12 protein-coding genes are annotated in these 13366 nt (G+C 65.1%); 7 read left to right on the top strand and 5 right to left on the bottom strand.

What is annotated here, in order from left to right; genetic code table 11:
* The first annotated feature begins 156 nt into the window (after positions 1-156).
* Positions 157-2253 carry a tetratricopeptide repeat-containing diguanylate cyclase gene (locus tag AC07P1_RS22630; RefSeq protein WP_494697959.1) on the top strand — a complete coding sequence of 699 codons (2097 nt, stop codon included), beginning with the start codon at positions 157-159 and terminating at the stop codon, positions 2251-2253.
* 44 nt (positions 2254-2297) lie between these two features.
* Here the strand turns inward: AC07P1_RS22630 and AC07P1_RS22635 are convergent, their stop codons facing one another.
* Both AC07P1_RS22635 and AC07P1_RS22640 read right to left on the bottom strand, forming a co-directional pair.
* Positions 2298-2726: an apolipophorin gene (locus AC07P1_RS22635; RefSeq protein ID WP_494697960.1), complete on the bottom strand. Its 429-nt coding sequence runs from the start codon at positions 2724-2726 to the stop codon at positions 2298-2300.
* Positions 2727-2819: 93 nt separating this feature from the next.
* On the bottom strand, positions 2820-3266 hold the full coding sequence (locus AC07P1_RS22640) for a hypothetical protein (RefSeq protein ID WP_494697961.1): 447 nt from the start codon (positions 3264-3266) through the stop codon (positions 2820-2822).
* Positions 3267-3434: 168 nt separating this feature from the next.
* Between AC07P1_RS22640 and AC07P1_RS22645 the strand changes: the two genes are divergently transcribed.
* Complete coding sequence (locus AC07P1_RS22645) at positions 3435-4475, top strand: M29 family metallopeptidase (RefSeq protein ID WP_494697962.1); 1041 nt, start codon at positions 3435-3437, stop codon at positions 4473-4475.
* Positions 4476-4589: 114 nt separating this feature from the next.
* On the opposite strand, the gene AC07P1_RS22650 is transcribed toward AC07P1_RS22645, so the two are convergent.
* Positions 4590-5525, bottom strand: coding sequence for a LysR family transcriptional regulator (locus tag AC07P1_RS22650; RefSeq protein ID WP_494697963.1), 936 nt, complete (start codon positions 5523-5525; stop codon positions 4590-4592).
* Between the two features lie 107 nt (positions 5526-5632).
* On the opposite strand from AC07P1_RS22650, the gene AC07P1_RS22655 reads away from it, so the two are divergent.
* Positions 5633-6469 (top strand): phytanoyl-CoA dioxygenase family protein, encoded by an 837-nt coding sequence (locus AC07P1_RS22655; RefSeq protein WP_494697964.1) that lies wholly within the window; start codon positions 5633-5635, stop codon positions 6467-6469.
* Positions 6466-7284 carry a sugar phosphate isomerase/epimerase family protein gene (locus AC07P1_RS22660; protein WP_494697965.1) on the top strand — a complete coding sequence of 273 codons (819 nt, stop codon included), beginning with the start codon at positions 6466-6468 and terminating at the stop codon, positions 7282-7284. The genes AC07P1_RS22655 and AC07P1_RS22660 overlap by 4 nt, the downstream gene beginning before the upstream one ends.
* A gap of 108 nt (positions 7285-7392) precedes the next feature.
* On the opposite strand, the gene AC07P1_RS22665 is transcribed toward AC07P1_RS22660, so the two are convergent.
* Together AC07P1_RS22665 and AC07P1_RS22670 are read right to left on the bottom strand one after the other, a co-directional pair.
* Positions 7393-9255 carry a CHASE domain-containing protein gene (locus AC07P1_RS22665; protein WP_494697966.1) on the bottom strand — a complete coding sequence of 621 codons (1863 nt, stop codon included), beginning with the start codon at positions 9253-9255 and terminating at the stop codon, positions 7393-7395.
* A 54-nt stretch (positions 9256-9309) separates the two neighbouring features.
* Complete coding sequence (locus AC07P1_RS22670) at positions 9310-10437, bottom strand: HD-GYP domain-containing protein (RefSeq protein ID WP_494697967.1); 1128 nt, start codon at positions 10435-10437, stop codon at positions 9310-9312.
* Between the two features lie 172 nt (positions 10438-10609).
* On the opposite strand from AC07P1_RS22670, the gene AC07P1_RS22675 reads away from it, so the two are divergent.
* Genes AC07P1_RS22675 through AC07P1_RS22685 form a run of 3 tightly spaced genes read left to right on the top strand, consistent with a single transcriptional unit; the run spans position 10610 to position 13265 of the window.
* On the top strand, positions 10610-11080 hold the full coding sequence (locus AC07P1_RS22675; RefSeq protein WP_494697968.1) for a MarR family winged helix-turn-helix transcriptional regulator: 471 nt from the start codon (positions 10610-10612) through the stop codon (positions 11078-11080).
* A gap of 4 nt (positions 11081-11084) precedes the next feature.
* On the top strand, positions 11085-11864 hold the full coding sequence (locus tag AC07P1_RS22680) for a 2OG-Fe dioxygenase family protein (RefSeq protein ID WP_494697969.1): 780 nt from the start codon (positions 11085-11087) through the stop codon (positions 11862-11864).
* Positions 11865-11912: 48 nt separating this feature from the next.
* The gene (locus tag AC07P1_RS22685) at positions 11913-13265 is read left to right on the top strand and encodes a hybrid sensor histidine kinase/response regulator (protein WP_494697970.1); all 1353 of its coding nucleotides are present in this window, start codon (positions 11913-11915) and stop codon (positions 13263-13265) included.
* The last annotated feature ends 101 nt before the right edge of the window (positions 13266-13366 follow it).

Consider the following 13366-nt stretch of genomic DNA (forward strand, 5'->3'; position numbering starts at 1 on the left):
CGGCTTCATTTATCAACTTGGAAACGCATACCGGCACGGGTGTGCGCTTTTCAAGGAAAAATACGCGCACCACAGACTTTCGTAGTTGCAACAAGAATATAATTACCCGCACTACTCCGCAGTGGCGGGGCGTATTCAAGGGGCTTGGCGTTGGCGGTGAAGAGAAACAGCTGGTGGTTGATCCAGGCCCGTACCGGCGCACTGGCGGCGGCTCTCGCGCTGTGTCCCGTGGCGGCCTTCGCCCAGATGGACGAGGCCACCCTCAACAGCCGCCTGTTCGACATCCGCGAGCAAAGCCGCTTCGTCCCCGACAAGGCGCTCGCCGAGCTGCTGACCTTGCAGCCGGAGGCGGCCGACAAATCCCCCTACACCCGCGCCGAACTGCTGGTCCAGATCAGCGCCTCGCGCATGCGCATGGGCGACAACACCGAGGCGATGGCCGGCGCCGAACAGGTCATCGCCTACGGCAAGAGCCTCAAAGACAACGTCATCGTCGCCAAGGGCCTGCTCAACAAGGTCTACGTGCTGTCCGCCAAGGCCGAGGTCGACGCCGCGCACGCCCTCGCCTTCGACGCCGAAAAACTGGCCATGGGCACCGACAACGCCGCGCTGCGCACGCAGGCGACCATCACGGCCGGCCAGAGCTACGCCGAGCAGGGCAACTTCCCGCAGGCGCTGATCAAGCTGCAACAGGCGGTCGACCTGTCGCGCACGGTGCGCGACGACCCGGCGATGCCGGCCGCCGCGCTCAACGCGCTGGCCAAGCTGTACACGCAGATGAAGGAATACGAGCAGGCCTCCGAGACCCTGGATGAGCTGCTGGCCGAAACCGAAAAGCTCAAGTCGCCGGGGCGCATGGCGATGGCCAAGAACACCGAATACGGCCTGGCGATCGATTCCGGCCAGCCCAAGCGCGCCTTGCGGGCGCTGCTGTTCAGCCTGGAACTGGAACGCAAGCTGGGCGCCGAACGCATGGTCGGCGTCACCTTGGTGAACCTGTCCGACAGCTACCTCAAGGAGAAGGACTATCCGCGCGCGGCGCACTACGCGCTCGAATCGCTGCGCTCGACGGAGCGCACCAACGATCCGTCGACGGCGGCGACGGCGCGCGTGAACCTGGGCCAGGCCTATCTGTCCATGGGCCGCATCGCCGAGGGAAAACAGCAGTACGAGGCGGGCATGGCGCGCTACGAGCAGGAAAACAACAAGCCCGACCTGCAAGCCGTCCTGCATGAATATGGCGAGGCGCTGGAGCGCTCGGGCGACCTGGCCGGCGCGTTGTCGGCCTACCACCGCGAACGGCAGCTCTCGAATGAGCTGTTCGAAAAGCAGCGCCAGAAGTCGATGCTGGAACTACAGGGAAAATACGAGGCAGAAAAGAAGCAGCGCCAGATCGAGCTACTCAGCCGCGAGAACCAGCTCAAGGGCGTGGAGATCGACAACCGCCGCCTGCAGCAGCGCATCTGGTGGCTGCTGGCGCTGGTGTTCGGACTGGCCTCGGTGATGATCGGCATGTTGTACCGCAAGGTGCGCAACGCCAACGCGCAACTGGAAGAGAAAAACCTCGAGCTCAAGGCGCAATCGACGCTCGATCCGTTGACGTCGCTGTACAACCGGCGCCACTTCCAGGAGTACATGCGCGGCCTCAAGCCGCAGGAGAAGCTGGCGCCGGAAGTGGAAAAACGCGCCGAGCACCGCAATGACATCATCGGCGCGCTGTTCCTGCTCGACGTCGACCACTTCAAAAACGTCAACGACACCTACGGCCACGCCGCCGGCGACGCGGTGCTCAAAATGATTTCCGAGAATTTGCGCATCGCGCTGCGCGAGACCGACATGATCGTGCGCTGGGGCGGCGAGGAATTCCTGGCCTTCCTGCCCGCCAGTCCGCGCCACGGCCTGGACGACATCGCGCAGCGGATACTAACGGGGATCTCGTCGCAGACGATCCGCTATCAGGGGCACGAGATTTCGGTGAACGTGTCGGTCGGGTTTTCGCCGTTCCCGCTCACGCCGGGCGGCGTGCCGCTGCCGTGGGAGCGGGCCGTCAACCTGGTCGACATGGCGCTGTACCTGGCCAAGTCGCATGGACGCAACCGGGCATACGGGGTGCGCGGCTTCGCCAACCTCGAGCGCACGTCGATGGAGGCGATCGAACAGGACCTGGAACGCGCGTGGCGCGACGGTTTCGTCGATTTGAGCGTGGTGTCGGGCGACACGGCGGCGCGGGCGTCGGCGCCGGCCGCCGCCTGAGCCTTTAGCTCGCCTTTAGCTCGCCTTCAGCTCTTATATCGCCGTTACTTCGCCGGCGTAGTGGCTTCGCGCTCCTGCGCCTTTTCCTGCATTTTCTCGCCAGCCCGCTCCAGTTTGCGGCCGGCCGCCTCGCTGGCCTCGTTGAGCTTTTGCGCGGCCGTGGTGGCGGCGCTGTCTATCCTTTGTCCCGCCGTATCGGTGGCGCGGTCCAGTTTTTCGCCGGCCGTCTCGGCGGCCCGGTCGATCTTCTGGCTGGTGTCCCTGGCCGCTTCGCTCATCTGCTGGCCGGCGGTGTCGCGCACCTGGCTCAGCTCGCTGCCGGCCCTGGCCGTGGCCTCGTCGACCTTGCGGCCCGCGCGCTCGGCGGGGCCGGCCTCGCTCGGATCGTCCTTCTGGCAACCGCCCAGCAGCGCCGCCATCGCCAGCAGCAAGGCGCCGGCGCCGCGAATGGTCGTGCTTGTATTAGTAGCCATCATCGTCTCCCTCAAGAATTACATATTGTCATTAACATACAACATCCCGTGCCGACGCAGCGCACGGGACATCATGACAGGAAGACCAGCGGCTCAGTCGATTTTTTTGGGCGGCGGAGGCGGGGTGAAGACGATGTTTTCCGATGTCGGCGCGGTCTCGGCGGCCTCCGACGTCTCCAGCCAGTTCAGCAGCTTCTCCATGCGCCGGATCAGGATGCCCTTGCTGCTGATGTAGCCGACCTGCTCGAAGTTCTCCGGCTTGCTGACCATCTTGGACACCGTCGGCAGGTTGTCGGCCAGGCGCTCGAAGGCCTTGCGCGCCTTCTGCTCCCACTTGACCAGGTTCGGTTCGTTGAAGCGGTTGCTCTCGTAATAGATGGTTAACGTCCGGTCATGGTTGCCGAAACCGACAATGGCCGAACCCTTGCGCACCGTCTCCAGCACGTCTTCCTTGATGCCGGCCGTCGGCACGAACAACGCGGCGCGTCCGTTCGCGTCCGGGCGCTCCAGCGGCAAATCCTGTCCCATTATTACCGTCATCATGCTTCCTGTTGTTATGCCAAGGAGTTGCTGCTAGGCTATATTCCCGATTCTATATCGCTCCCCTGGTCATTACAAGGAGAATGCGCTGCGGCGTGGCGGCGGCGCGAATACCCATATGAAAGCCCTTATAATGGCGCCTTCCCCACGGCAGACCCTGTTTCCTCAATGACTACCTCCCGCTTTGGCGACATTCCCGACTACGCGGTCGACACGGCCGAGCGCAATGTGCGCGACACCCTGGCGCTGGCCATCGAACACGCCGCGCCGCGCGCCGCGCTGATCGTCCACGACACCCGCACCGACCTCAACCGGGCGCTGACCGAGGCCTACCGCCGCGTGGTGCCGGACGCGCATTTCGTCGACTTCGACACCGTCTCGCCGGACGACGTGCTGGCCGCCTTCGCCGGCATGGCGGCGGGCGACCTGGTGGTGCTGATCCAGTCGACCAGCTTCCGGCTCGAAGCCTTCCGCATCCGTATCGAATTGTTCAAGCGCGGCCTGAAGGTGATCGAGCATGTGCACCTGTCGCGCATGCCGGGCGAACAGGGGCTGCACTACATCGCTTCGCTGGCCTACGACCCGGCCTACTACCGGGGCGTCGGCCATGCGCTCAAGGCCCGCATCGACGCCGCGCAACACGGCGTGGTCGACAGCGGCGACGGCGAGCGGCTGGTGTTCGGGTCGCCGTTCGAATCGGCCAAGCTCAATATCGGCGACTACAGCGAAATGAACAACGTTGGCGGCCAGTTCCCGCTGGGCGAGGTGTTCACCGAGGCGCGCGACCTGGAGGCGGTCAACGGGCGGGTACGCATCTTCGTCTTCGGCGACACCGCGTTTTTAGTCAACAAGCCGGCCGCGCCGGTCACCCTGATCGTTGAAAAGGGCCGCGTGGTGGGCGCCGAAAACGCCACGCCCGAATTCGACAACATGCTCGCCATCATCCGCGCGCACGAGGGCGAGGTGTGGCTGCGCGAGCTCGGTTTCGGCATGAACCGGGCGTTTTCGCGCGACTGCATGGTCGACGACATCGGCACCTTCGAACGCATGTGCGGCATCCATTTGTCGCTGGGCGCCAAGCACGGCGTGTACGCCAAGCCGCAGTTCAAGCGCAAGGAAGCGCGCTATCACGTCGACGTGTTCGCGGTGACGGAGGCGGTGTATCTGGACGACGAGCAGGTGTACCGCGACGGCGCGTGGCAAGTTTAGGTGGCTTAAAAACCCATCTAAAACACGTAGGGCGGATTAGGCGGAACGCCGTAATCCGCCATGTATGAGCCGCCGTAACGCACGCATTGGCGGATTACGCTACGCTAATCCGCCCTACGTGGATTCGTGGTCAGTCAAAGCCAACTTGCTGTCCCAAGGCGGCACCGGCTGATACTCCGCCACCAGAAAATCGATCAGCGCCCGCACCTTGGGCGACGGCTGGCGGCTGGCCGGATAAAGCGCGCTCAGATAGTTAAGCGGCAGCTCCCAGTCGGCCAGCACCGGCACCAGCGTCCCCTCCGTCAGCGCGCGCCAGGCCAGGAAGGTCGTGTTGTAGACGATGCCCAACCCCTGCTGCGCGGCCTGCTGCAGCACCAGTCCATTATTGGCCGTGAACGCGGCCTGCACGCGCACCGTGCGCCGCTCCCCGCCTTTGCTGAAATGCCACGCCGTGCCGTCGGTCAGATGGCTGAAGTGCAGGCAGCGATGATCGTGCAAATCCTCCGGCATGCGCGGCACGCCATGCCGCGCCAGATAATCCGGCGACGCGCACAACACGCCGCGGCACGGCGCCAACGGGCGCATGGCCAGCGCGTGCACGTCCGGAATGCCGCCCACCCGTATCGTCAGGTCGAAGCCATGCTCGATCGGATCGAGCAGCGCGTCGTCCAGGTACAGCATCGGCGACAGCTGCGGGTGCATCATGTTGAAACGCGCCACCGCCCCGGCCAGCCATTCGCTGCCAAAGCTGGACGGCGCCTGTATCCGCAGCGGCCCGGCCAGCTCCGCGCCGCTGTGGGCAACCACGCGCGCCGCCTCGCGCGCCTGCTCCACCGTCGCCATGCACGGCGCCAGGTAGGCCTGGCCGGCGTCGGTCAGGCTCACCTCCCGCGTCGAGCGGTGCAACAGGCGCGCCTGCAACCGGTCCTCCAGCTGCAGGATGTGCTTGCTGACCATCGCCCGAGTCAGCCCCAGCCGGCGGCCCGCCTCGCTGAAGCTGCGCAGCCTTGCCACCTCGACGAATATCTCCATTGCGCGCAATTGATCCATGCTTGATTGTCTCCATTTTGACGACAATGTGTCAACCTTTTGCGGATTGTTCGACCCCGCGCCGCGCCGTACAATGCCTCATCACCACTATCATTCCGGAGCCGGACATGCTGACAGACGCGCAAAAACAACAATATCAACGCGATGGCTACATCGTGCTGCCGGACTTCAAAAGCGCCGCCGAGATCGCCGCGCTGCGCGCCCGCGCCGCGCAGATTGTCAACGAATTCGACCCGAAAGGCGCCGGCATCTTCAGCACCGTCGAACAGGAAAAAACCACCGACGACTACTTCCTGCGCTCCGACAACACGATACGCTGCTTCTTCGAAGAGGAGGCCTTCGGCCCGGACGGCGAGCTGAAACAGGACAAGTCGCTGTCGATCAACAAGATCGGCCACGCGATGCACGATCTCGATCCGGCGTTCCGCACCTTCTCGGCCGACGCCCGCCTGGTCGCCGTCGCCCGCGACCTGGGCCTGAACGACGCGCAGGTGTGGCAGTCGATGTACATCTTCAAGCAGCCGGGCATCGGCGGCGAGGTGCGCTGGCACCAGGACGCCACCTACTTCGACACCGATCCGGTGAGCGTGACCACGTTCTGGTTCGCGCTGGAAGACGCGACCCTGGAAAACGGCTGCATGTGGGCCGAGCCGGGCGGCCATCGCGGTCCGATGCGCGAACGCTTCCTGCGCACCGGCGACCACGTGCGCATGGAAAAACTGAGCGACATGCCGTGGCCGGACGACAGCACCGCCGTGCCGCTCGAATGCAAGGCCGGCAGCCTGGTATGCTTCCACGGCCTGCTGCCGCACTACAGCGCGCCGAACCGCTCGGCGTTCTCGCGCCACGCCTACACGCTGCACGTCACCGACGCCGCCACCGAATACTCGCCGCTGAACTGGATCCAGCGCGACGCCAGCTTCCCGGTGCGGGGCTTCCTTTGATCGTACAAATCTTCGCCGCCCACTGGGGCAACAACGAGCTGGCGCCGCAGGTGTTCGTCGACCGCGTCAAGGCGGCCGGTTTCGACGGCATCGAAATGTCGCTGCCGCTGGACGCCGCCGCGCGCGGGGACTGGACCGGCCGCATCGCCGCCGCCGGCTTGGGACTGATCGCGTCGCAGTGGGAAACCGCGCTGGCGCCGGCCTTCGACGCGCACCGCGCGGCGCTGGACGAGTTGCTGAACAACGCCTGCGCCGCCAAGCCGCTGCACGTGAACTCGCAGACCGGCAAGGACTACTTCACGCCGGAGCAAAACGGCGAGCTGCTGGAGCTGGCGGACGCCATCTCGCGCCGGCACGGCGTGCCGATTTACCACGAGATCCACCGCAGCCGCTTCAGCGCGCATCCGATGCTGTTGCTGCCGTATCTGCGGCGGATGCCGGAGCTGCGGTTGACGGCCGATCTGTCGCACTGGTGCTGCGCCTGCGAATCGCTGCTCGACGACCAGCCGCAAACCCTGGCCGCGACCTTGCCGCATGTGCGCCACATCCACGCGCGCGTCGGCCATCCGCAGGGGCCGCAGGTGGCGGACTTCCGCGCGCCGGAATCGCAGGCCGCGCTGGAAGCGCATCTGTCGTGGTGGGACGAGGTGGTGCGCCTGCGGCGCGCGGCCGGCGCCGAGCGCCTGACATTGACGCCGGAATTCGGCCCGGTGCCGTACACGCAAACGCTGCCCTACACGCAAAAGGAAGTGTCGAACGCGTGGGAGCTGAACGTGGCGATGCTGGCGCTGCTGCGCCAGCGGTACGGCACTTGAGACCAATAAAACACGTAGGGCGGATTAGGCGGAACGCCGTAATCCGCCATCTATGAGCCGCCGATACGCATGCATGGCGGATTACGCTGCGCTAATCCGCCCTACGTGTCACCGTGGCGGATCCAATGGCAACTCCAACGTCACGCACGTGCCCTTGCCCGGTTCCGCCTCCACCCTGATCGTCCCCCGCAGCACGCCGGTCACGATGTTATAGACGATATTCATCCCCAGCCCCGAGCCACCCTGCCCCAGCTTGGTGGTGAAGAACGGATCGAAGATCTTGTGCAGCGTGCCCGACGTCATGCCGACGCCGTCGTCGCGGAATTCCAGCGTCGCCGAGCCCTCGGCGCTGCGCCGCGCCCTGATGTTGATGGCGCCGTTATCGCGCCCGTCGAAACCATGCAGCAGCGCGTTGCCGATCAAGTTGCTCAGCACCTGGCTCATACTGCCCGGATAGGAATCGAACTCCAGGTCGTGCGGCACATCGACACTGACCTCGCATACGCGCCGCCGCAACTGCGTCGCGTAGGTCGCCAGCGTGTCGCGCACCACGTCCTCCAGATGGAACTTGCGCCGCTGGCCGCTGGCCTGGTCCACCGCCACCTGCTTGAACGACGTGATCAGATCGGCGGCGCGCGTCAGCGAGTTGTTCATGATGTCGCAGGCCTTGCGCGCCTCGGCCAGGTGCGCCTCCAGCGCCGAGCGTTTCAGGCCGCCGTCGGCCGCCAGCCGCCGCTCGAAGTCGCGCACCATGTCGCTCAGCGCGCTGGCCGTCAGCAAGCTGTTACCGATCGGCGTATTCAGTTCGTGCGCGACGCCGGCCACCAGCGCGCCCAGCGCCGCCATTTTTTCCGACGTCACCAGATTGGTCTGCGCCTGCTTGAGCGTCTGCACCACCGACGCCAGATCGCTGCGCGCCTGCTCGACGTTGCTCTTTTGCCGCTCCAGCTCCGCCAGGCTGTGTTCCAGTCCGTGCTTGGCGTCGGTCAGGCGCCGCCCCGACACCAGCAACGCCGCGATCAAGGCGCTGATGATGAATCCCGCCACGCCGATCAATAGCACCGGCATCGACGAGCTGCCGTAGCGCGATCCCTCGTGGCCGTGGAAGCGCAGCAGCCAGCGCCGGTGCCCCACCGGCAGCACCTTGAGCGAGGTTAGCTCGAGCGGCAGCAATTTGGCCGGTTCGATGGCGTCCACCTTGCCGTCGCTGTCGTACAACAGCGTCTCGCTCGATGCGGGCGGCATGGCCGTGCCGCCGTATCCGCTGTCCTCGATCCGCACGTGCAGATGCTCGAGCAAGGGGGCGTCGATCACCTCGCGCATCAGGGCGTTGACGCGGAAGACGATGGCGACGAATCCCACCAGCGCCTCGGCGCGCTGCTCGGCCGTCCGGGTCGGCATGCCGTTGCGGAAGACCGCCGCGCGCGCCACGAAACCCGGTTCGCCGCTATTGTCCTGCACCAAGGTGATCCGCTCGGTGGCGACGATGTCGCCGCTGTCGCGCGCCATCTCCAGCGACTTCAAATGCGGCGGCAGCATCGCCAGATCGAGGCCGAAGGCATTCTCGTTGCCCTTCAGCGGCTCGGTGTACTCGATGATGTAGTGCACCGGCCGGCGTGTGGCCGGATGGACGTGGAACTCCGGATAACCGTGCGGGTCGACGCTGGTGTCGCGCCTCACCGACTCGGTGAACGCGGCCAGCCGCTCCTCCGGCACCACCCGCACGAACTGGATCGCCTGGAAGCCGGGATAGCGCCGGTCCAGCCTGAGCTCGCGGATGAAGCGGTTGAAACTGGCGCGGTCGATGCGGTCGTCCAGCGCGTACATGCCCTTGATACTGAGTAGCATGTCGAAGTAGGTCTGCAACCGCACCTCGGTGTCGCGCGTGACCTTGTCGGCGTCGCGCTGGAAGTTGGCCCGCACCTGCGCGCGCTGCTCGGTGGCCACCACATAGCAAGTGCCGACTGTCACGCAAATGCCGGTGGCGAAAGCCAGTAAGCCGCGCGAGCGCATGCCGGCGCCGGGTCAGGTCGCGACGAACGGCAGGGAGTCGCCGCCTTCGTCGCCCTGGCTGTCGCTATAGCGCTCGGCGATGGCCATGAATTCCTCCTCGGCCGTGAGCATGGCGTCCACCACGTCGGGATCGAAATGTTCGCCGCTGGCCTGGCGTATCATCTCCATCGCCGTCTCGTGGGTGAAGGCCGGCTTGTAGACCCGCTTGGAAATGAGCGCGTCGTAGACGTCGGCCACCGCCATCAGCCGCGCCGACATCGGGATCGCCTCGCCGGCCAGGCCCTCGGGATAGCCGGAGCCGTCGTACTTCTCCTGGTGCGAGTAGGTGATCTCGCGCGCGTAGCGCAGGAATGTGTTGGTGTAGCCGAGGTGGTTTTCGACGTTGACGATGGCGTCGCGCCCGTACACCGTGTGCATTTTCATGACGGCGAATTCGGCCTCGGTCAGGCGGTCCGGCTTGAGCAGGATGGCGTCGGGAATCGACACCTTGCCGATGTCGTGCAGCGGCGCGGCCTTGTACAGCGATTTGATGTTGGCGTCGCTGAGTTCCTCGGAAAAACGCTTGTGCCCTTGCAGCTGGCGCGCCAGCGCGACCACGTAGTGCTGCACCCGGCGCAGGTGGTTGGGGGTCTCGTATTCGCGCGTCTCGGCCAGCGACGCCAGCGCCCAGATCATCGCGTCGAGCATCTGGCCCAGCTCCAGCGTGACCTCCTCGACCACGTGTTCGAGCAGGTTGCGCTGCTGCTTGAGCAGCTCGCGCGAGTGGCGCAGCTGCAGGTGGGTGTCGACGCGCGCGCGCAGCACGTCGCCGACCACCGGCTTGGCGACGACGTCGGCGCCGCCCTCCATCAGGGCGCGCTCCTCGTCGCGCCCTTCACCGGCTTGCAGGAAGATCACCGGGATGTCGGCGGTGTCGGGGTTCGATTTGAGCTGCTGGCAGACGGCGTAGCCGTCGATGTCGGGCAGCGCCGTGTCCAGCACAACCAGATGCGGGCGCGGCACCTGCTGCATCACCGACAGCGCCGCCCGGCCGCTGTTGGCCAGCCGGATTTCGTACTGTTTCTGCAACAGTCGATTCATCTCGATCAGATTGTCCGAAGCCTCGTCGACGATGAGTACGATGGCTTTTTTGACGTTCATGTACCGCTACCCCCCGGATTTAGTCCTATACAACGGCTGTCGCTTGCTGGTCCGCGCAGCATCTCAACCCCATCATAACTGAGTGGGGCCGGATGATCAGCCTAATCTGCCGCCGAATATTTTTTACACGCCATCGCTTGCAATTGTATAGCGCACTACCCATAATGGAAGCATGAACACGAAAAAACAACCCGACGACACCACGGCAGCCGCCGTGCCGCAGCTGGACGGGCAGCTGTGCTTTGCGCTGTATTCGACATCGCTGGCGATGAGTAAAATTTATCGCAAGCTGTTGCGCGGCCTGGGCCTGACCTATTCGCAGTACCTCGTCATGATGGTGCTGTGGGAGAAAAACGAGCTCACCGTCTCCGAGGTGGGCGAGCGCCTGTTCCTCGATTCGGCCACCTTGACGCCGCTGCTCAAGCGCATGGAGCAGGCCGAGTTGCTGACCCGCACCCGCGCCGCCAGCGACGAGCGCCAGGTCATCATCACGCTCACGCCGCAGGGCGACGCGCTGCGCCACGAGGCGGCCAAGCTGCCGCCTGCCATCCTGCAAGCGACCAAGTGCACCTTGGACGAGGTGGTCGGCATGAAGCAGCAGCTCGACGCGCTGCGCGCCAGCCTGATGGCCTCGGCCAACTAAGCGCATGACGACCTCCGCCCCGACGACCTCCGCCCCGATTTTCACGCCGCCGGGCGACACGGTGGCGGCGCTGCGCGGCGCCGGCTACGCGCTGCTGGCGCCGGACGACGTGGCCGCGCTGGCCGGCGTGCCGCTGGCCGAGCTTAACGCGCTCATTCCAAGCTGGGACGCGCTGGAGCTGGATAACTATCTGAAGGACGGCGGGCGCTATCGGCGCCGCCGCCACTCGTGCTTCGTGCAGGACGGCGCGCGGCTGACGCAGACGACCCACCGCGCCCACTGGCAGCCGCTCGAGTACAACGCCCTGCACGGCGGCATGAACCGCCTGTTCGAGCCGATGCTGCCGGAGACCGTGGCGCAACCGGCCTGGAACGCGCTGGTGGCGGCGATCGGCCAGGTGTGCGCCGCCGCGCGCGGCGACGCCCATGCCGGCAAGCCGTGGTACGTGGAGGCGCACCAGTTCCGCATCGACACCACCGACGGCATCGGCCGACCGACGCCCGAGGGCGCGCACCGCGACGGCGTCGATTTCGTCGCCGTGATCCTGATCGCGCGCGCCGATATCAAAGGCGGGGAGACTCGCATCTTTGAAGCCGATGGACCGAACGGCAAACGCTTCACGATGACCGCGCCGTGGACCATGCTGCTGCTCGACGACGCCACCGTGATCCACGAATCGACGCCGATCCAGCCGCTGTCCGGGCATGGGCACCGCGACACGCTGGTGCTAACCTGGCGCGCGGGCAGTTTCCAAGGGCAGGAAAATCCCCTGCTTGAGAGCTAAATCCGATATAGTCACATCAGCTAAATACCGCAATCAGGAGGGCCGTCTGTGGACGCCAGCTACGAGATACAGCCCGACGAAATCGAAATTCTGATCGTCGAAGACAGCCCTACCCAGGCCGAAAGACTGCGCCGCCTGATCCAGTCGATGCGTTACAAGGCCCGCGTGGCCGGCAATGGCCGGCTGGCGCTGGAAGCGATCCGCGAACGCAAGCCGCACCTGGTATTGTCCGACATCGTGATGCCGGAAATGGACGGCTACACCTTGTGCCGCGCCATCAAGACCGATCCGGCCCTGCGCGACATCCCGGTGATCCTGGTGACGTCGCTGATGGACCCGAAGGACATCATCCGCGGCATCGAATGCGGCTCCGATAACTTCATCCGCAAACCGTACGCGGAGGACTATCTGCTCAACCGCATCGGCCACATGCTGATGAACCAGAAGCTGCGCAAGAACCAGAACATGGAGGTCGGCATCGCCCTCTACCTGGGCGATCAAAAGCACTTCATCAACGCCGAACGCCAGCAGATCCTCGACCTGCTGATCTCCACCTACGAGCAGGCGGTGCAGGTCAACAGCGAACTGCAGGCGCGCGAACGCCAGGTGATCGAGCTCAATATGCGCCTGGCCCACCACGCCGGCGAGCTGGAAACCATCAACCGCGAGATCGCGCTGAAAAACCTGGAGCTGGCCGAGGCCAGCCGCATGAAGTCGGCCTTCATCGCCAACATGTCGCACGAGCTGCGCACGCCGCTCAACGCCATCATCGGCTTCACCGGCGCGCTGTTGATGAAGCTACCCGGCCCGCTGACGGCGGAACAGGACAAGCAGCTCAACACCATCCGCACCAGCGCGCGCCATCTGCTCTCGCTGATCAACGACATCCTCGACGTGGCCAAGATCGAAGCCGGCAAGGTGACCCTGGAGCTGGAAACGGTGCAGTGCCAGGAGCTCGTCACCGACGTCGTCGACACCCTGCGTCCGCTGGCGCTGCAAAAAGGGCTGGCGCTTGAGCTCGATCTGGCGCCGGGGGCCGTGGTGCTGGAGACCGACCGTCGCGCGCTGACGCAGATCCTGCTCAACCTTGGCAACAACGCCATCAAATTCACCGAAACGGGCACCGTGCGCGTGACCTTGGCGCTGCGCCCGGGCGAAGGCCAGAACATCATCGAGTTCTCGGTGGCCGACAGCGGCGCCGGCATCCGCGAGGAAGACCAGAGCAAACTGTTCCAGGCGTTTTCGCAGCTCGATTCGACGTCGACCCGGCACGCGGAAGGCGCCGGCCTGGGGCTGTACCTGTGCCAGAACCTCGCCAACCTGATCGGCGGCTCGCTGTTCTTCAAAAGCGATTTCGGCCACGGCAGCACGTTCACCCTGGCGTTGCCGCGTCGCGGTTAGCCTGAGTATGCACTGTGGCGACATAAATACAGTATTTCTACCGTATTGCACCGCAACATAAATGGGGATATATTGGAACTGTCTCCTCCAACCGTTCGCTG

This window comes from Duganella sp. GW821-FHT07F09, from assembly GCF_059418705.1.

Coding starts and splice junctions, on each gene's coding strand:
- AC07P1_RS22680 (WP_494697969.1), top strand. CDS start 11,085: ATGACGACCTCCGCCCCGACGACCTCCGCCCCGATTTTCACGCCGCCG.
- AC07P1_RS22655 (WP_494697964.1), top strand. CDS start 5,633: ATGCTGACAGACGCGCAAAAACAACAATATCAACGCGATGGCTACATC.
- AC07P1_RS22670 (WP_494697967.1), bottom strand. CDS start 10,437: ATGAACGTCAAAAAAGCCATCGTACTCATCGTCGACGAGGCTTCGGAC.
- AC07P1_RS22640 (WP_494697961.1), bottom strand. CDS start 3,266: ATGACGGTAATAATGGGACAGGATTTGCCGCTGGAGCGCCCGGACGCG.
- AC07P1_RS22650 (WP_494697963.1), bottom strand. CDS start 5,525: ATGGATCAATTGCGCGCAATGGAGATATTCGTCGAGGTGGCAAGGCTG.
- AC07P1_RS22675 (WP_494697968.1), top strand. CDS start 10,610: ATGAACACGAAAAAACAACCCGACGACACCACGGCAGCCGCCGTGCCG.
- AC07P1_RS22635 (WP_494697960.1), bottom strand. CDS start 2,726: ATGGCTACTAATACAAGCACGACCATTCGCGGCGCCGGCGCCTTGCTG.
- AC07P1_RS22645 (WP_494697962.1), top strand. CDS start 3,435: ATGACTACCTCCCGCTTTGGCGACATTCCCGACTACGCGGTCGACACG.